We start from the raw sequence: 24536 nt of genomic DNA, 5'->3' as shown, positions 1-24536 counted from the left end.
CTCCGACTCGTTGTTGCAATCACCAACTACGAGCGAGGAAACGAACCGGGCTGTGAGAAGCTATGAGATGGATTCTATGACACGCTCCCCAATATAGTCGATAAATGAGATCTCGAAAATTCCTACTGACCGCAGTTGTTGTATCGATGCTCCTGCTTGCAGGATGTAGTTCCTCGTTTCTGAGCGATGATAGCCCGGACGGTGAGGAACTCGCCAATAGTGCCGGAACTGACATCGGACAGGCTGAGATTGGCGAATCAATGCTATTCGAGATGCGAATGACGGAAGCCAATCACTATGACCTTGTTCAGGAACAACCACCGTTCATGCTGGATAACAGCCTTGAACGTCAGAATCTAATCCAACGGTATCAGTACCTCAACGACCAGAATAATGTTCACCACGTCTACATGCTGAGCCACGATGGCAAGGTGATCAACTACGAGCTCGCCCAAGGCAAGGTGTCTAGCATCAACTCGAAACTGACCAACGATCGCCAGATCGTCAAGGCTCCTGACTGCCGATTCAGAAGTGGATCTGGTGCAGGGTCGAACGGTGCCTGCCACAAGGTCGTCGAATCCCCGCAGATGGACGGCTCTTACGGGGAGAACGGAGATGCAATTTTCTTCTTTACGACCGATGGACAGTATGTCGAGTGGAACGGTCTCTACGTTGTCTCCGAGGAACCGAAGGGAATCACGACCGAGGTTACCCTCGTCGAAGAGATCAGCGAGGACGGTCCGGTCCAGGAAAACCCCGAAAGTAACGAAGAGGTGATCGACGGCGACAGTGATACCGACGCGGCGGACTTCCAGGACAACGAAGACGAAGAGAGCAACGAGTAACTCCCCTCCTTGCCACCCATCACACGATTATGAACAGACGAGCGTTCATTGTTGCGGCTGGTACTACCCTATTTGCCGGTTGTAGTGAGATCAATTCGGACGACAACGATGAAGAATCGAACGACGAACCACAGCAAGTAGAAAGCGTGCCCGCCGAAGTCAAGACGCTCCAACCGCTAGCGAAGGATCTGAAAGTGGAAGTGTCTGCACACTACGACAGCGCTCGTGTCTTCATTACCTCGGATGGGAACGAACTCGCACTTGACTACGTCTCATCTCAGGAAAGCACTGACGCAGTCGAGACGGAACTATACCAATTAGCGGATCTGTACGCCGATGTCGTGATCAACGGCGACCACGATCCAACGACGTTGTCGATCATCACCTCGCAGGTTCAGGCAATTGTTACTGAACCAGCACTGGCTGCCTACGTTGATGACGACCTCGAACAAGACGCCTTTTTCAGGACAATCGAGGTGATGCCGATTGAGCGTCGAGACAACTAAACCCAAAACGTCACAAGAACAGAAGATGGCTGTTCCTTGCGAGCGATCGCTTTGCACTCACGAAACTGTTGAACAAGCTCTCGTCCCTGTTCACGTCGGTAACGTCGAACAAAGGTGGTGTCCAGACTGTGTCAAAGAAGAATTCGATCTCGACTATGCCAACTACCACCAACGTCAACAGTCTCGTTTCCGCTACGTGAATCTCCAAACAGTCACTGCGTTCCTCACCGGCTTCATACTGATGCTCTTGATCAGTTCAGTAATGGTTGTCTAGAAGACTATAGTTGTTATTAGGAGTGGTATTTACCGTTAGTAATCGGCTTTGGTAGACCGGCTATGTCGAAACAATCTGGATCGAAAAAGAGCGGACGAGTGAACAGCGGAGAGCTATGAGAGTTGCTCATCAACGAGTTCGTCTACCTGCTCGATAAAGTCCGCTTCTCGTCCTTTCGGAACCGTTGCACCGGCCGCCACGTCGTGCCCGCCGCCGTCACCGCCGACGGCTCGTGAAGCCTGTCCCATCACCGCAGAGAGGTCGAGTCCCTTCCGAACCAGACTGTGCGTGCCGCGTGCGGATACTTTGACCTCGTTATTCTGGCTGGCCTCCGAGTCAGGTTCCGAGTCCGGATCGTCGTCCGACTTATCCGCGAACGCGATGATCGGCTTCGAGCGGCTGATTCCCTCGTTGCCCATCGCCATGCCGGCCACAATGCCGACGATCGTCTCGCGGATGCGGTCTTCCGCGTGGAACCACTGGAGATTGTCCGTGTGCGTTACGCCCTCTTCGGTCACGAGATCGATACCGTTCGAGAGATTGCGTCGATGGTTTCGTAACAGGGTGCGGGCCTGCTCGAGTGCCTCTCCGCGATCCCCGAGACAGACTGCTAGGCCAACGTCGGCGCGCTCGTAGCGCGCGGTTGCGTTGAGTAGCGTCGAGAACTCGCTCGCGTCGCGCAGTTCTGTACCGACGGGTTCGTCGCTCAGGACGTAGGCTGTGCCGACGAGTCGGTCGATCTTCCCTGCTGGAACGCCACGGGAGACGGCCCGCTTTACGAGCGCGCTGGCGACAGTCTGTTTCTCCTCGGCAGTCAATTCCGCCCAGCGACGCCACTCGCCGGCGTTGGAGCCGGTACCGGTACCGGTTCCGGCACCAGCGCCAGCGCTAGTGTCGTCACCCTCACTACCTCCACCACCCCCATCCGCCGGCCGGCGCAACTCGAGTGGCAACTCGTCCAGAAACGCGAGCACCCCGCGTTCGCTGCCGGAGATGCCCGGGATGCGAACGTCGGTGGCGTACTCGAGTAGCTTCGGGAGCGGGCGGGTCTGCTTGCCGTAGAGGGCGAGGTCGGTGGAGGTTTCGATGACGCCGGCGTCGACGGCCTCGGCGACGATCCGTTCGTTTGCGCCGTGGAGTTCGCCGTCAGAGTCTTGCATGTCGCCGACAGCACCGACGATGGCGAGGGCGGCGAGGTCGCGGTTGTCGGCGCGGGCTGTGGTTGCCCTGCCGCCGTCGGGGATGACTGTCTCGTCCGAAACCTCGGCGAGCGCCCGCGCGAGGACGTAACTCGCACCAGCGCCCGAAAGTTCGGACGCGCCGTTGATGCCGAACAGGAGCGGGTTGAGGTGGTAGGCCGTCTCCGCGTCGGCGGGCTGGTGGTGGTCCGCGATGACCGGCGTAAACGCGCCGCCCGCTTCGTGGACGCTGATTTCGTCGAGCTGGCCGCTCCCGAAGTCAGTAAAGAGGACGGTGTCGTACTCGGTCGCCGCAATAGCCTCGATCGCCGCCGCGTCGAGCTGTTTTTCGAAAACGGTCTCGAACGGAATCCCCGCGCGTTCGAGCGCCTGACTCGCGATGGCGGCGCTCGTCAGTCCGTCGGCGTCGATGTGAGAGGCGAGTAACACGCGCTCTGCCTCACAGAGTTTCCGTGCGCACTCGAGTGCGCGGTCCTCGAGTTCGGGTACCGGCCCGGTCATCGGTGCATCGGTAGATGGTGGGGCCGGCATGTGGGATAAAGTTCCGGTCTCTTGGCCGATTCGTTGCTCGGCCAGCGTGGGGGCAGGTCCGGCGACTCAGTCGTGGTACGTTGGCGCAGCCGCCTCGACAGTTTCGGCGGCGAGCGCGTCGAACGTCGCCTCACTCGCGACGAGATCGACGTCGATGCCGAACTCGGCGGCGGTCTCCCGGGTCGGCTCGCCGATGACGCCGACAGTCGCGTCCTCGAGTCCCGCCAGCGCATCCGCTCGAACGTCGCGCTCGGCGGCCGCCTCAAGGAAGTGCTCGACGGTCAGTGACGAGGTGAAGCAGGCGGCGTCGAGGTCGCCGGCAGCGGCGCGCTCGACTGACTCGCCGCTCGCCTCGGGTCTAACGAGTTGGTAGAGCACCGTTTCGTGGACGTACGCGCCAGCGGCTTCGAAGCCGTCGAGTAAGACGGGACTGCCGTGGTCGCTGCGGGCGACTTCGACCCGCGCGCCGTCGAGGTCCGACTCGAGTTCGGCGACGAGGCCGCTCGAGGTGTACTCGTCGGGCACGATGTCGACCTCGTAGCCCGCGGCACGGATCGCGTCGGCGGTCTTCGGGCCGATGGCACAGACGGTGGCCTCGCCGGGCTCCCAGTCTGTCTCTGCGACGAGTTCGACGCCCGTCTTGCTCGTGAGCACGACGTAGTCCGCGTCCGTGCGGGGGACGGCGTCCGTTGGGTCGACGGCGAGCATCGGATCCGACACTGCCGTCGCACCAAGCGAGTCGAGGAGTTCGACCGCATCCGCGAGGCGTTCGTCGTCGGGACGAAAGACGGCGACGGAGAGGTCGCGCATGGGTTAGTCTTCCTCCTCGGTCTGTTTGGTCGCTTCGTTTGCGTCGTTTGTGTCGTTTGCTTCGTTCACCAGGAACTCGAGTACCCCCTCGCGCGTTCCGGCAACCTCACCAATCACGGTGACCGCAGGCGGCGAAATGTCGTGCTCGTCGCGCACGTCGACGATAGACTCGAGTGTGCCCGTCGCCACCTGCTGGCCGGGCCAGGTGCCTCGTTCGATGAGTGCGACCGGTGTCTCGGGGTTCATCCCGGCCTCGCGCAGGGCCTGCGTGTAGTCCGGGAGTCGACCGACGCCCATCAGGACGACGATGGTGCTGCCGGTGGCGGCGAGGGCGTCCCAGTCGACGGCGGATTCGTCCTTCGTCGGGTCCTCGTGGCCGGTGACGAAGGAGACCGAGGAGGCGTGGTCGCGGTGGGTGACGGGAATTCCGGCCACTGCGGGGGCGGCGATGGCGGAGGTGACGGCGGGGACGACCTCGAATGGCACCCCATGATCTGCCAGGTACTCCGCCTCCTCGCCGCCGCGGCCAAAGACGAACGAGTCGCCGCCCTTGAGCCGGACGACGCTTTTGCCTTCGCGGGCGAGTTCGACCAGCCGCTCGTTGATCGCCGATTGGGGCGTGCGCTCGCCGCCGGCACGTTTGCCGACATCCTCGCGTCGGTCCTCGGGCAACTGGTCGATGATTTCCGGCCCTGGGAGTTTGTCGTGGAGCACGACGTCGGCGGACTCGAGTAGTCGTGTCGCTTTGACGGTGAGCAGGTCGGGGTCGCCGGGGCCGCTGCCGACGAGGTAGACGGTTCCCGACTCGGGAGCGCTCATCTATTTCCCCTCCGGCTGGTCCTCCTGGCTCGGCTCGGACTCGCTTTCGGTTTCCTTGCGCGCGTTTTCGATTAGTTCTGCAGCGCCGCGGTCGGCGAGGTCCTGTGCGAACTCGCGGGCGGCCGTCGCGTGGTCCTCGACCGGAAGGTCCCGCGTCGCCGCGACGGATTCCTCACCGTCGCGGTCGAAGACGCTGACCGCCGCGTGGACGTACTCGCCCTGGAGGATGCCGTAGATGCCGATCGGAGCGATGCAGCCGCCGCCGAGTTCGGCCAGTACGGTGCGCTCGACGGTGGTCTCGACACGGCTTCGCGGGTGGTCGATCGCGGACTGAATTTCCGCGGCGGTCTCGCCGTCCGTTGCGGTGACGGCGAGCGCGCCCTGTCCCGGTGCGGGGACGAACGTCCCGGTGGGGAGCTCCTGCGAATCGACGTAGTGGTCGAGGCCGCTGCGTTCCAGTCCTGCCTGTGCGAGGACGATGGCGTCGTACTCCGTTTCGACCTCGCGGCCGAGGGCCTGCTTCTCGAGTTCCGAGAGGCCGTCGAACCACTCGTCGGCGGTCTGGTCGAACTCTGGCTCGAAGTCCTCATCCCCGGTGTTCCCCTTCCGTTCCTTATCTGCCTCGCTGCGTTCCTCGTGTTCGGCCTGCAGCGACGGCGCGAGGAGCTTCTCGAGTCGGGTGTCGACGTTCCCGCGCAGCGGCTCGACGGTGAGGTCGGATCGTTCGGACAGGAGCTGTGCACGCCGACGGAGACTCGAGGTGCCGACGGTCGCGCCCTGGGGAAGCTCCTCGAGTGTCGCGCCGTCGGGCGTGATCAGGTAGTCACCGGGACGGCCGCGCTCCGGCACGGCAGCGGTGACGAGGTCGTCGGGCTGTTCGGTCGGCATGTCCTTCATCGAGTGAATCGCGCCGTCGAGGTCGCCTTCCAGTACTCGCTCGTCGAGTTCACGGACGAAGGCACCCGTCTTGCCGAGCCGATGGATGAGTTCGTCTCGGATCTGGTCGCCTGTGGTCTCGACGGTGACGAGTTCGACCTCGTACCGGTGGTTCTCTAGGGCCTCCTTGACGAGTGTGGCCTGCCGCCGGGCGAGAGTGGATCCCCGTGTCGCCAGTCGCAACGTCCCACGCGTTCTCATAGAAGGTAATCCTCGCCTGAGGTATGAAAAGCGCACGCTTGTCGGCCGCCTCGCTTGGTGCTCGCGTTCGGATCGATTGTCGTCCTATTCAGGCTGCCCGGCCGACGGTCAGCGACAGTTGGACCACCCGCCACCGCGACTGTGTCCCATATACTGACATAAACTTTGGCAAACATATTCGGGATGTGGTTTATTCGATTCAGGTGAGAACCCGTATGCGATGACAGATACGCTGTACGACCGACTCGGTGGAGAGGACGCGATTGGTGCCGTCGTCGACGAGTTCTACGACCGCGTCATGGCCGACGAGCAGGTCGCACACTTCTTCGACGACGTTGACATGCAGAAACAGCGCGCTCACCAGACCCAGTTCATCAGCTCGGTCGCGGGCGGGCCAGTTGAGTACACAGGCGGTGAGATGGAAGCCGTTCACGACGGCATGGGGATCGACCACGACGAGTTCGACGCCATCGCGACCCACCTCGACGACGCCCTGGGCGAGTTCGATGTCGGTGACGACGACCGCGAGGCCGTCCTCGAAGCAATCGAGAGCCACCGGGAGCCGATCGTCGTCGCAGCGGACTAACCCTGCAATTCCAGGTCGGTTTCTGTGGCTCACTCGCCGCCGAGACCGATCTCTCGTCGTCGCTTTCGCAAGTAATACCCCGCAACAAGCGGCTGTAACGGCGCGACCGAGAGACTCAGGAACGCGAGTCCAAGATAGACGCCCGGGTTCGGCCGCCACGAGTTCGATTGGGTACAGACGTAGGCCGCATCCTGATGGATCGCTACCGGAAACGCGCCGACAGCGATTGCACCTGCGAGTCCGAGCGCGGCGGCGACGACGCCCGGAATTGCGAGCAGGAACGCCACGAGCGCCGCGGCGAGACCGGCCACCGTCGTCACCAGCGAAGCCGCGACCACCAACCACCAGCCAGACCAGCCCGGTGGCGTCCCGAAGCGCCTGTGTCGGCGCGCGAGATAGACAACGCCCGCAACTGGTGCCCAAACGAGCGCGAAAAGACCGTTGAGCCACGGGTGCGGTCGCCAGTTGCCACTTGCCTTCGGCCGCCGTCGAACCCGTTTCGCGTCCAGCACGAGCGCTACCGCAAGTGCCAGCGTCAGTACTGTGTAGCCAAACGTCCCGACGAGGAAGAGCCCGAAGTCGAGTCCCGGGACGGGGTACTCGAGTTCCTGGAGGACGCCGACGATGCCGACGCCGATCACGGGTGGAAAGAGATACAGGAGGCGCTCGACGACACGTGCCCAGTCAAGTCCGTCTACGATCGGCGACACCTGCGAGAGCGAACGGTGTCCGGGCCCATAACAGTTCGTCGTTTCATCTGGTCGCCGAGTTTTCGTGGATCGACGCTACAGCGCGTGCTTGTACGCCTCGAGCGTCTCTTCGACGTCAGCCTCGGTGTGACCGTAGCTGACGAACTGACACTCGAACTGGTTCTGTGAGAGGAAGACTTCCTGTGCTTTCATCTGGCCCCAGAAGACACGCCGCCAGCGGTCCGTTTCGGCGTTCTTTACGTCGGCCGCGTTCGACGGTGCCTCGCCGTCGCGCGTGAAAATCACCTTGAACATGCTGTCGGTGCCGGCGACGGTATACTCGGGGGCCTGCTCGGCGACGATGTCGGTGAGTCCCGCCCGTAACTGGTCGCCAAGCGTGTTGACGTGGTCGTAGACGTTGTTCGCCGCGGCGAACTGGAGCGTCTCGAGTCCGGCTGCCATCGTGACGGGGTGGCCGGAGAATGTGCCGGCCTGGAAGACGGGGCCGGAGGGAGCGAGCTGTTCGATGATCTCGGCGCGGCCGCCGAGTGCGCCGACGGGGAAGCCGCCGCCGATGATCTTGCCGAACGTCGTCAGGTCTGGCGTAATGTCGAACTCGCTCTGGGCACAGCCAAGACCCCCGACGCGGAAGCCGGTGATCACTTCGTCGAAGATGAGCAGGGAGCCGTGTTCGTCGGTGATCTCTCGCAGGAAGTCGTGGTAGCCGTCGTCGGGGTCGACGATACCGTAGTTGGCGAGGATTGGCTCGGTCATGACGGCGGCGATATCGTCGCCGTGCTTCTCGAACGCCTCGCGGACGGCATCCTCGTCGTTGAACGGCACTGGAATCGTGTGCTCGGCAAACGACTGCGGGACGCCGGCCGAGGAGGGCGCAACGTTTTCTGCGTCACCGTCGACCAGCGTTGACTCCTGAGCGCCGTGGTAGCCACCCTGGTTGACGACGATCTTGTTTCGCCCGGTGTAGCCGCGGGCGAGACGGACGGCCGAGGTGGTCGCCTCGGTGCCGGAATTGACGAACCGAATTTTTTCAACGCTTGGGACGTGGCGCACGACAAACTCGGCGAGATCGACCTCGATTTCGGTCGGCGTGCCGTACATCGGTCCCTCGCTCGCCTTCTGCTGGATGCCAGCCTGGACGGATTCGGGGAGGTTGTGCCCAAGTAGCAGTGGGCCGAGGCCCATTACCCAGTCGATGTAGCGGTTGCCGTCAGCGTCGATGACGTGGCCGCGGTCGCCTTTCTGGACGAAGAACGGGTAGGGCTCAATTGCGGCGCGGACGGCGGAGTTCACGCCGCCGGGCATCACCGAGAGCGCTCGATCGTACAGCGCGCGCGAGTTGTCGTCGTTCATGGGCGGGCCTACGGAACGGGACGGCAAAGTAGTACCGAGGTTCGACCACTTGTTTCCGATTATCGATCAGGACGAATATCCGCAATATCAATTTTCGTTGTCACGATATGCGTAGACCGTGCGGACCCAATTGAGATCTGTGGCGGGCGGTATTCGTGCAGGTGACGGATCTCAGTCCTCACGTTCTATTTGAATATGTGGGATAGTAGTTATTTATATGTTTATGACACACTCCGCAAACCGATTGTGTCTTCGAAATACCCTGTTAAAGCCGTGATTATATTATTCATTTATGCGTGGTATTTTCTGCCAATATACTTTTCCCGATCTTTTCGAATATGTTCTGTACTGACTCGTGAGGACCGACACGACCGAACTTGATAAACTGAGTATGACATATAATATGACACATGGTATATTGGACGGTGTTAGTGAACAGACACGTGGGGCGCGTCTACTCGTTTTCACACTCGTGATACTTGTCGCGATCGTTGGCATGGTAGCGATAGGTAGTCCTGTCGCCGCTAGCGATCACGCGGAAGTAGAGATCGATGATCAGCGGACGGATGCTACTTCGAACCACAATTGGACGATCACTGTTCAGGCTGAGGACGCCGATGATATCGATGCCATCGAACTCAATTATACATATTCGAACGTCGACATTTCAAGCATAGAGAATCTTGCCGTCACCATCAACGAAGGAGAGCCGGTGGAACTCGACTTCATAGATGCGTCCAGCGATACTGTGGACATTCACTTAAACGAGTCTACGCCGATTAAACAGAACGAAACAGTCGAAATCTCCAGTCTTGGTGAGGAGTTCCAGCATCCATCCGAAGGCGAGCTCGGGTGGGGACATCTCACACTCGTCCATAACGACAACGGAACTTGGAGCGGAATCGACGACGGTGGCGATGAGATCCTCATCGGCGGCACCGTATCCGGAACCGTGACTGATACGAACGGAACGAGCCTCGAGGGTGGAGAGGTCCACATTTACGACGGTCTGGAAAACACCTCTGTGGGAGACACGGCGATCGTCGAAAGCGATGGAACATACGAGGCCGTAGTCGCCGATGAAACGTACGAAGTTCTGGTCGATGTCGACGGCTACGTTGACGGATTCGTCCCTGAAACCACGGTGAACGCTGGAGAAACGGTTGAACACAACTTCGAACTCGATGAAGAAGGGTATCTCAGCGGATCTGTGACGGATATTAATGGAACGCTCCTTGACGACGGCAATGTAACGGTCGTCGACGATCCGGATGATCCACAGATACACGAGGTTGCTGCCATCTCCAACGGAACGTACAACGTGCCGATCGCTCCGGGCACGTACTATGTCGAGGCAGATTCGGATAATTACGTCTCAAGCGACGCTGACGACGTGGTCGTCAATCCCGGCGAAACAACCAACCAGGACTTCTCGCTACAGGAGACTGGCTTCATCGCCGGTACGGTGACCGACTCTGCGAACGAGCCCATCGATTCCGGTTACGTACAGGTTCACGATATCTGGGAACACGTAGAGATCGACGAAGACGGAACGTACAACATGTCGGTTGCTCCGGACACCTACACCGTCGAAGCGGGTTCTGACGGTTACGTGACGGAGTACAGTGACAATGTTTCTGTCGAAGTAGGTACCACGACCGAACTAAACGTCTCGCTCACCGAGGCGGGGTTCATCGTCGGAACTGTCTCCGATCCTGATGGGAACCCTATTGACTCTGGTGAGGTCCACGCGTACGATGAGGGACACGAAAACACTGGTTGGAATGGGCTGTCTGAGGACGACGACGGGCAGTTCAACTTCTCGGTCCCGGAAGGGACGTACACGATTCAGGCCGATTCGGACGGTTACGGTAGCGTCTCACACGGCGGTCTCGAGGTGACGACTGGTGAGCAGACGGTCCAGAACGTCACGCTCGAACCGGCTGGCCACTTCGATGTAACTGTGACCGATCCGGACGGGAACCTAATCCCAGATGCAAATATCGACATGTACGACCCAGACGAGAGTATCTGGCAAGGTGACGTCACCGACGAGAACGGATCAGCCACCATCTCAATACCTGACGGGACATACGATGTCGAGGTCAGAGCCGACGGCTACGCGCCAACTCGCTTAGAGGATGTCTCGGTAAGTGTCGGCGAGGTAGTCACGCAAACGATCGAGCTTGAGGTTGCGAGCACGATACAGGGAACGGTCACTGACGCCGACGGTAATCCAGTCGACGGGGCTGAAGTCTTTGCCCACGACGATGGCTATCAACACGTCGAGTTCGACGAAACCGATGCTGATGGTGAGTACTCCGTTGTCGTCCCCGAAGGCGAGTACACGCTTCGTATTGATGCAGACGGCTACGGTCCGGAGATCGTCGATGGTGTTGAGACGAACGCTGGCCAGACGGAGACACGCAATGTCGAATTGGACGTGCCTGCAGTGATTACGGGTACTGTCAGTGATGATGACGGAACCCCAGTCGACAAAGGGGTCGTCGTCGCAACCGACGGGAGCGACTACTACTGGGACGAGATTGACCCGTCGGATAATGGCTCCTACAGTCTTGAACTCTCCGAAGGGACCTATAGCGTCGAAGCGTTCACCGACGGTGCGATGGCACGCAGCGATGGCGAACTCACGCTCAATGACGGTGAGTCGATCTCCCTCGATCTCGGTATGGTGGATCCGACTATCCACGAAGCGTCAGTCGAACACGTCGGTGACGGACCAGAACCTGATATGGATGCGTTCGAAGTCGGTACGATGGTCCACAATGGGTTCATGCAAGTCCAACTGCTCGAATCGGGCGGCGAATTGGGCCATCCGTCCGATCTTGAGCCCTACAACGTCACCGAGACGACTGAACTCGAGATCACGCTGACCGTCGAAGATTACGATCCGAATTCGTTGCTCTGGGGAGCAAAGGACGTCAGTTGGGAGGCTGAAGCAAACGAAAGTATGGCGGGTAACGTGACCGATATCACCGTGACGACGAAACCCGTCAACCTCCAGGGTTTCGACGATCCTGATGTGCCGATCGGGCCTGTTGAGGAGTACGAACGTATTGAGTGGCCCGAAGGCGAGGATGATCAGGCCGAGTTTGGCTGGAATCAAACGGTTTATTTCGGTCTGTTTGACTTTTCGAACGTTCCCAACGATGTCGCTGCACACCTTGACGGGATGACGATTACGACGAACGCCCAGACGTTCAGTCGCCCCGAAATGACCGACGACTCACTCGAAATCTACGTTGGTGCACCACAACGAACCGTTCAGGGAGACCAACATGATGGTTTCTACGAGGCGTTCATCCCGAACGACCTGCTTGATGAGTGGGATGTCGACGACCCTGCTGACGACCTCGATGCGCTATGGAAGGGTGAATCATCCGCCTTTACTGTCACCGAAACGAACGACGGAGCCTGGATTGAGATCGACATCACCTACTCTGCCGGAACGCTCTCAGTGTCGCCTGCTGACACTGCGGACGACGACGATGACAGCAACGGCGGCAGTGGCAGTAGCGGAACCGGATCGTCGTCGTCCACCGACGATGACGATGCCGATGAAGCGGAGACCGATGAGGAGGATACCGAAGAAACTGATGGCGAGACCGATGAGGAGGATACCGAAGAAACTGATGGCGAGACCGATGAGGAGGATACCGAAGAAACCGATGGCGAGACCGACCAAGACGACGCCGAAGAAACTGATGGTGAGACCGATGAGGAAGAGACGGCCGAGATGACCGACGAAGCGGAGACGCAACCCGACGACGGTGACGATGAGACTGAGACAGCGGATTCGACCGACGACATGCCTGGGTTCGGCCCAGTCGTTGCACTCCTTGCAATCCTGTTCGTCGGGTATCGCTTCCGAACCGGCTAAGCTGGTTCGACCACGATGTGATTGAGTGTCCCATCCGTTTTCTTGAGGTCTATTGTTCGGCTCAGATGCTTCTGATCTGTCTCTGTACGTTGGTTGTGTCTCTGGCCAGTCGGGGTTTATCTTTTTCCTTCCACAGTTCAACGCCCCTTCCGCTCGGACTGCCGCCGCCGAATCATTTGTGCTACCCGTTCGTAGTTCGGAACACCCTGTAGCTGTAGATCTCCGCCCAGGCCGAAGCCGCTCGGTGTCACCGTGTGCGAAACCGTGATCGTGCCGTACCCTCGGCTGCGGCTGAACGACGTCGTCTTCGTCTGGAGCCCGCTCACGTCTTCCACCCATGTTTCGTTCGTCGTTCTGGTCGTCATTCCGGTCGCGACGATGATACGCCGGTCGGTGACGAGATATCGCTGGTAGATTCGCTGGTACCAGACGTATCCCACGAGCAGGACGCCGGGAACGAATGCCAGGAGCCCGGCCGCGAGCTCAACGAAGGTAAGAAGGAACCCCAGACCGACGAACATGCCCGCAAGCGTGAGATAGCCGGTCCACCCCCACCACGTCGGTCGCGTGTCGACTAGAACGGTTTCGTCGTCGAGAAGGAATGACTCGTCCGCCGAACTGGTTCCCGCCTCCGCCTGCGTTGCAGTGTCTGCTTCGCTCTTGTTCCCCTCCGTTTCGTCGTACTCCATCGTCGGCTGGTTTCCGCGTTGACTCATTTAGCAGGTAGCTTTGAGGGATACGTGATAAATATGGGTCATCCTCGAAGACAGTCACCCTATCCGATACGTAACTGAGTGGGGACGTAGGATGTCAGTGTCGGTCCGGGCGAACATTCCGTCCGCCAATCAGACCGCCTCAGTTCCCGTCTTGCCGGTGCGAACCTGGTAGGCATCCGCGACCGGGAGGACGAAAATTTTCCCGTCCCCCGGTTCGCCCGTGTTCGCCGCGTCGGCAATCGCGTCGACGACTTCGTCCGCTGGGATATCGGCGACAACACACTCGATCTTGATCTTCTGATGGAGGTCGACGGTGTACTTCTCGCCGCGCCACTGGCCCCTCTTTGCGGGCTGGGAGCCGCGACCAGAGACATTGGTGACCGTCAGGGACGGTGCACCGATCTCGGCCAGTGACTGTTTGACTGCACCGAGGCGGTCAGGACGGATGATCGCCGTGACCATCTCGAGTTCGTCGCTGCTGGCGGACGTGGACGTGCCACCGTCGGTGCGCAGGTCGGACTCGCCGCCATCCGTCTGAACAACGTTACCCGTCCCGCTGCCGTCTGCAGCGATGTCGGGCTGGCCAAACTCTGGGTAGGTGTCGACGCCGTGTTCCGCGAGGTCGAGGCCATCGCGTTCGTGATCGGGCGTGACGCGAGCCTGACCGATCACCTTGAACGCACTCCAGACGGCTGCAGTCGCCGCGACGGTCCAGATCGTGATGACTGCGACGCCGACGAACTGCGGTGCGAACGCGCTGGCTTCGATCGAGAGGAGGCCGCCGGCAATGACGCCGCTCCCGATGGCTGTTCCCTCGACGGACCACAGCGGGTAGATGAGCAGGCCGAGCATACCCGCAGTCCCGTGAACGGGGAAGACTGCACAAACGTCGTCGATTTTGAGTTTCTCGTCGACGAGTTTGAAGACGAGCGGGAGCTGTGCGCCGGCGAGAAAGCCGATCGCGATCGCCCCGACGGGCGTGATGAGGTCCGTCGGACCGGTGACGCCGACGAGGCCGGCGAGCATCCCGTTCGCGACGTACAGTGTGTCGACCTTTCCGTTCATCGCCAGGGAGACAGTCGACGCGCCAAGCGCACCGAGTCCCATACCGAGTGCGGTCACGATTGCAACCCGCCCGACGATGGCGAAGTCACCGAGGACGAACTCGCCCGTGTCGATGACCAGCGCAGCCGTCCCGACGTTGAAGCCGAACCAGCCGAAACAGAGGATCAACGTTCCCAGCACCGCGAACGTCAGCGAGTGTCCGGGAATGATGTTAACGCTGCCGTCGTCGCCGTACTTGTCCATCCGTGCGCCGATGATCCAGGCCGCGGTCAGTCCCGCGACCCCGCCGACGCCGTGGACGACCATCCCGCCCGCGAAGTCGGCGAACCCGAGGCTCTCGAGTATCGGAACGTCAGCGCCGGGTGCATACCAGACCATTCCCGCGACCACCGGGTAGATAACCGCCGCGAGCAGGAAGGTATAGGCCACGTACGCGCGGAGTTTTGCACGGCCTGCCACGGCACCGGACACGATCGTCGCGGCCGTCATCGCGAACACCGCGCTGAACAGTAACTCGGCCATCTCGACGCTCGGGTCGAGACCAAACTGCGTTAGCGGACTCGCGCCGCTGCCGCCGCCGAGTATCGTCCCGACGTTGTTCGCGATTCCCATCCCGATGGCGACGAACACGAGAATGCCGACCGCCCAGGTCAGCATGTTCTTCGTCAACTGGTTCGCGACGTTCTTCGAGCGGACCTGTCCGGCTTCGAGCATCGCGAACCCGGCGTGCATGAAGAAGATCAGGAAGGTGACCGTCAACATCCACACCAGGTTCAGTCCCGTTGCGAGCGACTCGATATCGCCCACATCGGCTTGTAATGCGACCGATTCGACCATCACGCACGCACCTCAGTTTCGGTCGAACGGATTAATATACCTGACGAGTGTAGACAAATGTCCACTGCTACTCCACATATGGCGCAGTTCGTGTTCTGAATCACGTTTGACCGTGATGCAATAGTATAATATAAGGCTGTGCCTGGTTGTTCGTCAAGTATTCTCTCCTATTAGGTGCGATCGTTCGCATCTAGAGCCAATATAATGTGTATTAGGTTTCCACCGTCCGCAGTTTGGCTCCAATTCGCTCTACAACTGGGCGTTTGGGTACCACTGCACACTGCATCCGTGACAAGCACTTCTGTTCATCGACCAACAAACGACCGATCAGTGTCGTGCGCGGTGTCTTTTGGGTAGTTCATTGACCGTCTTCACGGTGACTGGACGTTCATCAATTCTCTCCCCTCGATTCCGATTCGCTACAGATCCACACCACCGCAGAACGCGCTCCGTCTGTGAGACTCAGTGCAGTCGGCTCGCAACGTCCTCGGCGAAGTATGTCAGAATCAGATCCGCGCCCGCCCGCTTGATCGAGAGCAGGGACTCGAGTGCAACTTCCTCTAAGTCGAGCCAGCCTTTCTCGGCGGCGGCGTGGAGCATGGCGTACTCGCCGGAGACGTTGTAGGCGGCGACGGGGTGGTCGAACTCCTGACGGATGTCGCGGACGATGTCCAGGTACGGCAGAGCGGGTTTGACCATGAGCACGTCTGCGCCGGCGTCGGCGTCGAGACGGACCTCACGCAGCGCTTCGCGCGAGTTTGCGGGATCCATCTGGTAGTGGCGGCGGTTGCCGAAGGCGGGTGCGCCGTCGGCGGCGTCCCGGAACGGGCCATAGAAGGCGCTCTCGTACTTCGCGGCGTAGCTCATGATGGGGATGTCGTGGAACCCTTCGTCATCCAGCCCGGCACGGATCGCGCCGACCATGCCGTCGGTCATGCTGCTCGGCGCGACCATGTCCGCGCCCGCTGCGGCGTGAGAGATTGCCGTCTTTCGGAGCGAGGTGAGGGTAGCATCGTTGTCGACGGTCAGCGAGGGGTCTGGCGTCTCGCACTCGCCGTCACGGAGCGCCGGCTCGAGCGTACCACAGTGGCCGTGTTCGGTGTACTCACAGAGACAGACGTCAGTAATCACGTAGGCGTCCGTTTCGGCGGTGATCCGCTGGATCGCCTCCTGAATCACGCCGTCGTCAGCCCAGGCGCGCGTTCCTGTTGCGTCCTTGGATTCGGGGATACCAAAGAGCATGACGGCTTCGACGCCGGTCTCAAGTACTTCCTCAACGCGCGCGACGCTCTTTTCGATCGGGACGCGCTCGTGGCCGGGCATTGACTCGATCGGCTGGCGCGTCGTCGCTGTCGCGTCGATGAACACCGGCGCAATGAGATCCGCCGGCTCGAGGCTCGTTTCGCTGACGAGCCCCCGTATCCGATCTTGCCGGAGCCGACGCGGACGGTGTGTAAGATCCATACCGGCGTTACTGACGGCATATGCAAAAGCGGTGCGTTCACGATCCGTCACGTTCGGTGAAAGACCGGTTTGAGCTAGCGGCTTATTTATACTATTTCCCCAACACGTCTCTGTATGGACCACCGCCGCTGTCACCGCTCCCGCCGCCGCTTCCTCCAGACTGTCGCCGGTGGAAGCGTCCTTCTTGCAGGCTGTACCGACCTCGTGCAGACCGACGATGGCCCGGGCCGTGATCCTGTGCAGGTGGATTCAGACTCCGACACGGATTCGGCCACGAATGCCGACGATGCGTTCGCTGGCTTCTGGAATCCATCCGAAGATGCGACCGTCGTCGACTTCGAAACGGCACCGTTGACCGCTGTCGTTACCGGGGCCGTTCGGACCGATGACGGCCTCGTCGCGACGCTCGACTTTGACGAGCCAGCGACTGCGTCGTCGCCGGCGACACTGACGGGTGTGATCGCTAATCAACGCGACTACGAGCAGACGTTTGATCCGGCTCGGCTCGTCCTGCTCGACAATCCGCCCGCGAGTCGGTCGTCCGGCGACGCCAACGACGCAGCCTACCTCGTCCCGACCGAGGAGCACCCCTTTGCCGAGACGGTACCGTCGTCCAGCCGAGACGATGACGGCCGCTGGCGGGTCGACACCGTTCACAGCGACTGGTACCCCGAGACGCTCACGCTCGACCCCGAGGAGCAAGTCGAGTGCGAGTATCAACTGCTCGGCCATCACCAGCGACCGTCACAGCCGATCGTAGCCGGCCGGTACGGGTTCAGCTATCAGGACAGCGGGTTCACGATCGCCGTCTGGCCGACCGACACGCCGGGCCCAGATGGTAATTCGCAGTTTTCGGGGACAGACGTGCCGGCGCTTCCCGAGTCACTCGACGGGGAGGGTACCGAAACCACCGACCTCCGCTGGTATCACGAGGCGACCCCCGAAACCCAGGTGTATCTCGAGCCGAATCAGGAGTCGGCCACGGCACCGGCGCGGATCGAGTTCGATCTCGTCAATTACAGCGATGAGCAGCTGGCCGGAAACCCCCACCAGTGGCGACTGTCCAAACTCGTCGCCGGCGAGTGGTACTGGATCGCACCTGGGGGGACACCGGACCCGCTGTCGTGGGTCGCGCCGGGCACCGTCACGACGTCGACGCTCGACCTCTACGACGGCCGGCCGATCGACCGTAATCGCTCCCGAACGGTCGGCCACCTCGGCGGCGGTCGTTATGCCTACTCGGTCGGCTACAGCACTGACGGTGAAACCCACGCCGCCCTGTTCGACCTCGACGCACCGCCCCTCGCGGTGGAGCCGGAACCGGACGCCGTAATCGACGACAGCGACGGAACCGAGGCCGACCGCGTCGTCCGCCTGCCGAACTACGAGGACGCCCGCCGTCCCGCGACGCTCACGGTTACTCGAGTTGATTCCCATTCTACCGCCGATGCCGACGCCAGCACCGATACTGACGTCGACACCGACGCCCACCTCATCCCCGAACAACTCCCGCGCCGTCGATTTCGCAGTTTTCGAAATACACTCCCGTTCTTCGACGACGGCATCGACCGCGTCGTCCTCGAAACGGATCGCGGAACGGCACTCCGCTGGTTCGGCTACGAGGAGACCACGCGAACGGTTTCTTACAAGGGAACCGTGTTCGAGGTGACGGGTGCACTCGAGTCTGACTGATGCCTCCCACTCCCTCCGGCTCTCACCCGTATCGGCCCGCTCAGACTACCGACTCCACACCCTCGAACGCCGTAGCAATACGATCTTGCGTCTCGCCTTCGGCGTCGTCACCAGCCACCGACAACACCAACGCCACCTTCAACCGCGCCTTCCACGCCGGCAGATCGCCACCCGAAATCGCACCTGCCTCGCGGAGCGTCTGTCCACCACCCGGCCCACCGTACAGTCCCGCCGTCGCACCCGCATGACACCGCGAAGTCAGTACTACCGGGAGGCCATCATCGATGGCCGACTCGAGTACACTCCCCAACTCACCGGTCGCGTTCCCGAGACCAGTACCGGCGAGAACGATGGCGTCGGGAGCGGCGGTGGACTCGAGCGCTCGCTCCACCTGTTGGCCGTCAACGCCCATCGCGTTCGTCACGATGTCGACGCGGATGTCGGGGTCGATTCGCGCTCCGGCGTCCGGGATCGCCGATGCGTCGCTGTAGCTGTGCGGTTTGCGGAACGTTCGGAGTCCGTTGGGGGTCAGTTCGGCCACTGGCCCCGCGCCGGGCGAGGCGAACGTCTCGAGTTTGCTTGTGTGGGATTTGACGACCCAGCGGGCGGCGTGGATGGTGTCGTTGAACGCGAGGAAGCTGCCAGTCTGGAATCGGTCGTCGACGGCGGCGCGGACGGCGGTGAGTAGATTCGCGGGGCCGTCGGTTCCTTTCTGGTCGAACGGGCGCTGTGCGCCGGTGAAGACGACCGGTACATCGGTGGCGGCAACGAGGTCAAGGTAGTACGCCGACTCGGCCATCGTGTCGGTTCCGTGGGTGACGACGACGCCGGTGACACCCTCGTCGGCCGCGCGTTCGGCGGCGTCAACGATGTCGGTTGCGTTCTCGACGGTCATCTGGAATCCGGAGCGCTGGCAGACCGTGTCGACGTCGAAGCTGGCGTAGTCGGTGAGTTCCGGGACGGCGTCGACGAGGTCCTCACCGGACACTGATGGGGTCTTGCCGCTGGTGTCGTTGTCATCACCCGTGCTCGCGATGGTGCCGCCGGTGCTGATGACTCTGACGTGTGGTTCTGATTGCGACTGTGGCTGTGACTGTGAGGATAGTGGTGTCGACTCCGTCGCTGGCATACGCGTGTGCTCGCCCCCTGGGGAGAAGGCTCTTCTCGCTCAAGGTGGCTGGCTGCCACCAGTGCTGAGGGGATTGGTTCGTGCTCGTACTGACTCGGGCGGGGGCTGCCGGGACCAATACCCTCATCTGTCGGCGTCGGTGACGAACGGATGAGCGATCAGAACGACGATGGCGAGGAATTCGATGAGACGGACACGGAGACAGCTCGTTGGTGGCGAATGAGACGCTGGCGATACAGCGAGACTGTTCTCGTGCTGTGTACACTCGCGTTCTTCGCGACGATGGTTGGCCGACTGGCGATCAGCCCGGTCTTGCCGATGATCACCGAGGACTTCGAGGTCTCCAACTCGGTCGTCGGTGTCGCGATGACCGGCATGTGGATGGCTTACTTCCTCTCGCAGTATCCGAGCGGGATTTTCGCGGATCGGTATGGCGAGCGGCCGATTATCCTGATCGCCGTCGGCGGGACGGCAGTAACAAGTCTCTTCCTCGCAGTTTCGCCCTTCTTTGCGGTGTTCGTCTTTGCAACGATCGCCCTCGGGGCTGTTGCCGGCCTCCACTACAGCGTCGCGACGACGTTGCTGACCCGGACGTACGACGATATCGGTGCTGCCATCGGGATTCATAACAGCGGCGGTCCGGCTGCCGGTCTCGTCGCGCCGCCGATTGCTGGCTGGGTTGGTGTCACCTACGGCTGGCGAGCTGCTGTCGCGATCGCTGTTCCCATCGCGATTCTCGTCTACGTGCTGTTCTCTCGGCTCATTGACCCGACGGAGCCTCGCCGGCCGAACCAACCCATGCACGAGCGCTTCGACATTGGTGCGATCACCGACCTTCTCTCGCGGCCGAAAATCGCGTTCCCGATCTGTCTTGCCATCGCCGGGGCGTTCGTCTGGCAGGCGACTTCGACCTTTCTCCCCACGTTCCTCACCGAACACCGGAAGCAGCCGACCGAGTTCGCGGCCGTCGTCTTCGCGAGTTACTTCGTCGTGCAGGCGATTACGCAGGTCGGCGTCGGTGCTGTCTCGGACCGCGTCGGCCGCGACTTCGCGACGGCTGGCTGTCTCCTCCTCGCGGGTGTCGGCTTCGTGATTCTCGTTACCGTTCCCGGGCCCGAAGCCGTCGTCGTCGCGGTGTTGCTGATCGGGACTGGACTCGGCTGGGGTGCAGCGCTCTTACCCCGGTTCATGGACGTCCTCTCGGATGCAGAACGCGGTGCCGGATTCGGGCTCATTCGTACCGTGTACGGCTTTATCGGTGCGCTCGGTTCGGTCGCGACCGGGCTGTTCGCCGACCTCTTCGGCTGGGGGGTCGCGTTTCTCGTACTGGCCGGTCTTCTGGGACTCAGTTTCTGCGCGATTCTTGTCAACTGGGTGTTCTCGCTTGGCTACTGACTGTGTCCAGTTTCGCCGAGCGCTTTTTCCGGTAATACAGTCCGCTGGCGTGTCTGCTAGCCGTTCTCTCGGAATACAGTGAGTCCGTACATTTAAGTACGCACCTGCCGTTTTTACCTGTTAGCAATGGCCATAGATCCACAGTTCCACGAAAATCGCGAGCAGGTCGACGAGCACGAGGGTCACGTCGTCTGGGGTCCCGTCGACGAACCCGAAGAACTCGGGATCCACGGCACTCACGTCGCCGTCGACTTCGACCTTTGTATCGCTGACGGTGCCTGTCTCGAGGACTGCCCCGTCGATGTCTTCGAGTGGGTCGAGACCCCCGGTCACCCCGAGAGCGAGGAGAAGGCAGACCCCACTCACGAAGCTCAGTGTATCGACTGTATGCTCTGTGTCGACGTCTGTCCGGTCGACGCGATCGACGTTGACGCCGGACGAACGGCCTAACTCTTCTATCTCTGTCTATTCGCGTGACGGATAGCGGTCAGCCCTGCGAAGAGCGTCGATTACGGTTCGGGACACGGACGGCAATCGAACTCAAACCTGAACCTGAATCAGGACCCGAATTCGAAACTGGAACTAGGACTGGGTCTGAAACCGAGCCTGCACATACCAACGTACAACGTACCGATACACTGACCACCTACTCCGCGCGGTCGACGTCGACTTTCTCTTTGAGGTTCTCGAGTCCGTCGGCTTCCGCGAGCTCCTGGAGACGCTCGCGGAAGTGTTCCTCACAGAGACCGACTTTGAGGCCGTCCGACTCCGCGGCGAAGGCGGCCTCGCGGTCACAGTAGTGACAGTTCATACACAGCCGTTGGTGCCACGAGGCATTGAACCCTCCGCTCCCGGCTAGTCCATCTGACTTTCTGGGACCAGACCCAACTGGTCGAATTCGTCCTTCGAGAGTCCTGCAACGCCGAGCTCCGATTCATGTGCGTCGGTGCCACCGGTCGCGAGCAGGTCGTCTCGCTCGATTGCTCGCTCCACCGGTTCGAGGTCGACCGCTCGGCCGTAGGGATACGAGAGCTCGACCGCATCGAGGGCTGCTGCGTGTGACAGTGCGTGTTCCGGGTCCGGGTACCGAAGCGGATGTGCGAGCGACACGAGCTGTGCAGCCTCACCGAGAATTCGTTGGCCCTTCTCGAACGATGGTATCTCCCGTGCAACGAAACACGGGCCGTCGTTCCCGATGAGCTGGTCGAAAGCGTCCTCGTAGTCGTACGCTGTCTGCGGATGTGCGTCGATCGCGCGGGCGACGTGCGGGCGGCCGAAGCCATCCGTGACGGTGACGCCGAGGTCGATCCCCAGTTCGTCCTCGACGTTGTCGACGATCGCCTGTCCGCGTTCGATGCGATTCTCTTGAATCCCGCTCGTCAAGGACTCGAGTTCGGCCGTCGGTTCGATTCCATATGCGAGAAGATCGACGCGTTGACTCGGCGTGTCGTCGTCACCTTGAATCTCGACACGGAGCTCGATGCCGTTGACGATAGAGATACCATCGTGTTCACGCACGGGATCATCAAACGGCTGGAGTCGGTCGTGGTCGGTGATCGCGACGACGTGGACGTCCGCACGGGCAGCCGCATCGGGGACGGCCTCGAGCTCGAGGCTCCCGTCCGACCGTGTCGTGTGGACGTGAAGATCGGCGTAGGGCATTGATCTGGCTCATCCGAGCAGTTCCGTCGATAAAGGCGTTTTCAGTGGCACCGATGGCTTCAGCGCCGGTTCTGACCGCCCCGACCACGATACTCGAACCCATTCTAGCAATATTAGGTCTTGGGTGAGGCTAGTAATCCATTATGGACAATGTTTATAATCATCGATCACGCACAATGGTGTGTAATGCTTCCAACTGGCACCGCCGAGGTCATCGACGACCACGAGTACCCCGCAACGACCGAGGAACTGATCGAGGACTGTGGTGACCGCACCCTCGAACTCCCGAACGGCTCCGAGACGGTCGGCGATGTACTCGCACGTCTCGAATCCGAAACGTTCGAATCGGCGGATGACGCTCAGCTTGCCGTCTACTCCGCGATGAGCAACAAGGCCGTTGGCCGCGTCGGCTACAGTGACCGCGATCCGACACCGGTCGGGAGTCCATACTCACCGGACGCCGTTTCCTTCTAAGGTCGGCCTGTTCTCTTCTCTCATCGGCTGTTGAGTAACTACTTGCGTAACCGAGAGAGTCATCGATCCCGCACGGAGCAGTCGTTCAGCCGTTCAGCAGTCAGTCCAGAAAATCGATCGCCTCAGCCAACTCGAGTGGAACCGATCCTTTCCGGTAGCCTTCGACCCGGCCGTTCGGTCGTGCACGATAGACGACAGCGGGGCGGTGCCGGACGTCGGGTCGTTCGCCACGAACGGCAGCCCAGGCGTCGTCACGGAAACTCGAGCAGTCGACAAAGAGGACTGCGCCGCCGCCGTGTTCGGCGAGTTGGCCGTTCGTCTTCGTCTCCGCGGTATCACGGACGGCGGCGACGGGGCCGTCTGCGGCCCGGTTCGTCGGTGGCTGTGGTCGGGTAACCTCGACGAGGACGTTTGCCTCGCCGTTTTCGGCGCGGAAGTCGAGCGAGTGGCCCGTTGTCACCTCGATTTCGGGCGTCACGTCGTAGCCTGCGTCGGTGAGGATTTTCGCAGCGATGAACTCGCCGAGCGCCGCACTCATACGCACCCGGTCGACGTGGTTACTGGTGCCGAGTTTCCCCGACATGACGTGTCGGTACTCGTCGAGCGCGCCAGTTTTGAGAAAGTCCTCGAAGAAGCGCGTTGTCTCCCGGCGGCTCGCGTCGGGGAAGCCGGCGGCGTGTTGGCGGAAGAACGCGCGCGTCGATTCGCGGCCGTCTTTCGACATGAAGACCGGCAGGAAGTACCACGAGAGGTGCGGATAGTCGGCAAGCCACGGGTCCTCCTCGTGCAGCGTCGCGAGGAGTTCACGCTGGGTCCAGCGCGTAACGTGATACGGGATCTCACGCCAGCCGTACTTGTCCGTACGCCAGAGCGAGGACGGCGTTTCCGTGTTCCCCATCCAGTAGGCCTCCTCGTCAGTACGCGCAAAGAGGGCGATATCGCCGTTTTGCATCTCGAAGCGGTGTGTCTCCCAGTCTGCGCCGATATCGAACTGCGGCGTCACCGCACGAGCACCGATATTCGATCTGAGCGGCTGGAGTATCTTCTGTCGAACTCGCTGCTCGCTCCAGGATGTGGGCGAATAGCGAAAGCGAAGCGGCCGTGCCACGGCCGTCCTACGGCCTGGTCGGCCATACGTGTTGCGAGATAACTCCTTACTCACCGTGACTGCCTTCGAATATGAACGACCGTTACATTGATATGCGAATCGCACCTACAATGTGTATACTTGCCATGTCAATGGGTGCCTATGACGAAGATGAACACGAACGCCGTGAAGAACAGGCCTCTCGAGTCGACGCCGATTTCGATGACGAGCGAACGATCTATCACGGCCGCGTAGAGTACGATTCGGGTGACTCCGCGGAGGACCTCCTCGACCAGTTCGAGCAGATCAAGTCGGACTAGTGTCGACCCCCTCCCTTCTGCGGTTTA

At 61.0% G+C, this 24536-nt stretch carries 22 protein-coding genes; 9 read left to right on the top strand and 13 right to left on the bottom strand.

Annotated features, from left to right (window positions below; genetic code table 11):
* The first annotated feature begins 104 nt into the window (after window positions 1–104).
* On the top strand, window positions 105–845 hold the full coding sequence (locus tag C482_RS01675) for a hypothetical protein (RefSeq protein ID WP_193787727.1): 741 nt from the start codon (window positions 105–107) through the stop codon (window positions 843–845).
* Window positions 846–874: 29 nt separating this feature from the next.
* A complete protein-coding gene (locus tag C482_RS01670; RefSeq protein ID WP_006165611.1) occupies window positions 875–1351 on the top strand; it encodes a hypothetical protein in 477 nt (158 codons plus the stop codon).
* A 387-nt stretch (window positions 1352–1738) separates the two neighbouring features.
* On the opposite strand, the gene C482_RS01665 is transcribed toward C482_RS01670, so the two are convergent.
* From C482_RS01665 to hemC, 4 genes are all read right to left on the bottom strand, one after another.
* Window positions 1739–3325, bottom strand: coding sequence for a DHH family phosphoesterase (locus C482_RS01665; RefSeq protein WP_006165609.1), 1587 nt, complete (start codon window positions 3323–3325; stop codon window positions 1739–1741).
* Between the two features lie 96 nt (window positions 3326–3421).
* The gene (locus C482_RS01660; protein WP_006165608.1) at window positions 3422–4165 is read right to left on the bottom strand and encodes a uroporphyrinogen-III synthase; all 744 of its coding nucleotides are present in this window, start codon (window positions 4163–4165) and stop codon (window positions 3422–3424) included.
* Between the two features lie 3 nt (window positions 4166–4168).
* Window positions 4169–4984: a uroporphyrinogen-III C-methyltransferase gene (gene cobA / locus C482_RS01655; protein WP_006165607.1), complete on the bottom strand. Its 816-nt coding sequence runs from the start codon at window positions 4982–4984 to the stop codon at window positions 4169–4171.
* Window positions 4985–6121, bottom strand: coding sequence for a hydroxymethylbilane synthase (hemC, locus tag C482_RS01650; protein WP_006165606.1), 1137 nt, complete (start codon window positions 6119–6121; stop codon window positions 4985–4987).
* Between the two features lie 220 nt (window positions 6122–6341).
* On the opposite strand from hemC, the gene C482_RS01645 reads away from it, so the two are divergent.
* Window positions 6342–6707 carry a group I truncated hemoglobin gene (locus tag C482_RS01645; protein WP_006165605.1) on the top strand — a complete coding sequence of 122 codons (366 nt, stop codon included), beginning with the start codon at window positions 6342–6344 and terminating at the stop codon, window positions 6705–6707.
* A gap of 29 nt (window positions 6708–6736) precedes the next feature.
* Here C482_RS01645 and C482_RS01640 read toward each other — a convergent pair whose 3' ends face one another.
* Together C482_RS01640 and hemL are read right to left on the bottom strand one after the other, a co-directional pair.
* Window positions 6737–7417, bottom strand: coding sequence for a hypothetical protein (locus C482_RS01640; RefSeq protein WP_006165604.1), 681 nt, complete (start codon window positions 7415–7417; stop codon window positions 6737–6739).
* Between the two features lie 75 nt (window positions 7418–7492).
* Window positions 7493–8767 carry a glutamate-1-semialdehyde 2,1-aminomutase gene (hemL, locus tag C482_RS01635; RefSeq protein ID WP_006165603.1) on the bottom strand — a complete coding sequence of 425 codons (1275 nt, stop codon included), beginning with the start codon at window positions 8765–8767 and terminating at the stop codon, window positions 7493–7495.
* A 496-nt stretch (window positions 8768–9263) separates the two neighbouring features.
* On the opposite strand from hemL, the gene C482_RS01630 reads away from it, so the two are divergent.
* Complete coding sequence (locus tag C482_RS01630; RefSeq protein ID WP_161605586.1) at window positions 9264–12668, top strand: carboxypeptidase regulatory-like domain-containing protein; 3405 nt, start codon at window positions 9264–9266, stop codon at window positions 12666–12668.
* Window positions 12669–12805: 137 nt separating this feature from the next.
* On the opposite strand, the gene C482_RS01625 is transcribed toward C482_RS01630, so the two are convergent.
* The 3 genes from C482_RS01625 to hemB all read right to left on the bottom strand — a co-directional run bounded on the left by C482_RS01625 (window position 12806) and on the right by hemB (window position 16750).
* Window positions 12806–13384 carry a PH domain-containing protein gene (locus C482_RS01625; RefSeq protein ID WP_006165601.1) on the bottom strand — a complete coding sequence of 193 codons (579 nt, stop codon included), beginning with the start codon at window positions 13382–13384 and terminating at the stop codon, window positions 12806–12808.
* 129 nt (window positions 13385–13513) lie between these two features.
* On the bottom strand, window positions 13514–15286 hold the full coding sequence (locus C482_RS01620) for an ammonium transporter (protein ID WP_006165600.1): 1773 nt from the start codon (window positions 15284–15286) through the stop codon (window positions 13514–13516).
* Between the two features lie 462 nt (window positions 15287–15748).
* Window positions 15749–16750, bottom strand: a complete 1002-nt coding sequence (gene hemB / locus C482_RS01615; RefSeq protein WP_006165599.1) for a porphobilinogen synthase — start codon at window positions 16748–16750, stop codon at window positions 15749–15751.
* A 114-nt stretch (window positions 16751–16864) separates the two neighbouring features.
* Here hemB and C482_RS21980 point away from each other — a divergent pair, with 114 nt between their 5' ends.
* Window positions 16865–18442: a hypothetical protein gene (locus C482_RS21980; protein WP_006165598.1), complete on the top strand. Its 1578-nt coding sequence runs from the start codon at window positions 16865–16867 to the stop codon at window positions 18440–18442.
* 40 nt (window positions 18443–18482) lie between these two features.
* Here C482_RS21980 and C482_RS01605 read toward each other — a convergent pair whose 3' ends face one another.
* Window positions 18483–19571: an asparaginase gene (locus tag C482_RS01605; RefSeq protein WP_006165597.1), complete on the bottom strand. Its 1089-nt coding sequence runs from the start codon at window positions 19569–19571 to the stop codon at window positions 18483–18485.
* A gap of 150 nt (window positions 19572–19721) precedes the next feature.
* On the opposite strand from C482_RS01605, the gene C482_RS01600 reads away from it, so the two are divergent.
* Complete coding sequence (locus C482_RS01600; RefSeq protein WP_006165596.1) at window positions 19722–20966, top strand: MFS transporter; 1245 nt, start codon at window positions 19722–19724, stop codon at window positions 20964–20966.
* 126 nt (window positions 20967–21092) lie between these two features.
* On the top strand, window positions 21093–21416 hold the full coding sequence (locus tag C482_RS01595) for a 4Fe-4S dicluster domain-containing protein (RefSeq protein WP_006165595.1): 324 nt from the start codon (window positions 21093–21095) through the stop codon (window positions 21414–21416).
* A gap of 196 nt (window positions 21417–21612) precedes the next feature.
* Here the strand turns inward: C482_RS01595 and C482_RS21690 are convergent, their stop codons facing one another.
* The gene (locus tag C482_RS21690) at window positions 21613–21777 is read right to left on the bottom strand and encodes a DUF6757 family protein (protein ID WP_006110911.1); all 165 of its coding nucleotides are present in this window, start codon (window positions 21775–21777) and stop codon (window positions 21613–21615) included.
* 44 nt (window positions 21778–21821) lie between these two features.
* On the bottom strand, window positions 21822–22628 hold the full coding sequence (locus C482_RS01590) for a PHP domain-containing protein (RefSeq protein WP_006165594.1): 807 nt from the start codon (window positions 22626–22628) through the stop codon (window positions 21822–21824).
* Window positions 22629–22814: 186 nt separating this feature from the next.
* On the opposite strand from C482_RS01590, the gene C482_RS01585 reads away from it, so the two are divergent.
* On the top strand, window positions 22815–23102 hold the full coding sequence (locus tag C482_RS01585; RefSeq protein ID WP_006165593.1) for a DUF5789 family protein: 288 nt from the start codon (window positions 22815–22817) through the stop codon (window positions 23100–23102).
* Window positions 23103–23202: 100 nt separating this feature from the next.
* Here the strand turns inward: C482_RS01585 and C482_RS01580 are convergent, their stop codons facing one another.
* Entirely contained in the window at window positions 23203–24210 is a 1008-nt protein-coding gene (locus C482_RS01580) for a DUF5784 family protein (protein WP_049896374.1), read from the bottom strand.
* A 125-nt stretch (window positions 24211–24335) separates the two neighbouring features.
* Between C482_RS01580 and C482_RS21600 the strand changes: the two genes are divergently transcribed.
* On the top strand, window positions 24336–24509 hold the full coding sequence (locus tag C482_RS21600; RefSeq protein ID WP_004267428.1) for a DUF5786 family protein: 174 nt from the start codon (window positions 24336–24338) through the stop codon (window positions 24507–24509).
* Window positions 24510–24536 lie beyond the last annotated feature (27 nt).

Source organism: Natrialba chahannaoensis JCM 10990 (assembly GCF_000337135.1).
Taxonomy (GTDB): domain Archaea; phylum Halobacteriota; class Halobacteria; order Halobacteriales; family Natrialbaceae; genus Natrialba; species Natrialba chahannaoensis.
The sequence above is the reverse complement of the archived record's forward strand: the minus strand, read 5'-3'. Positions and strand labels throughout refer to the sequence as shown.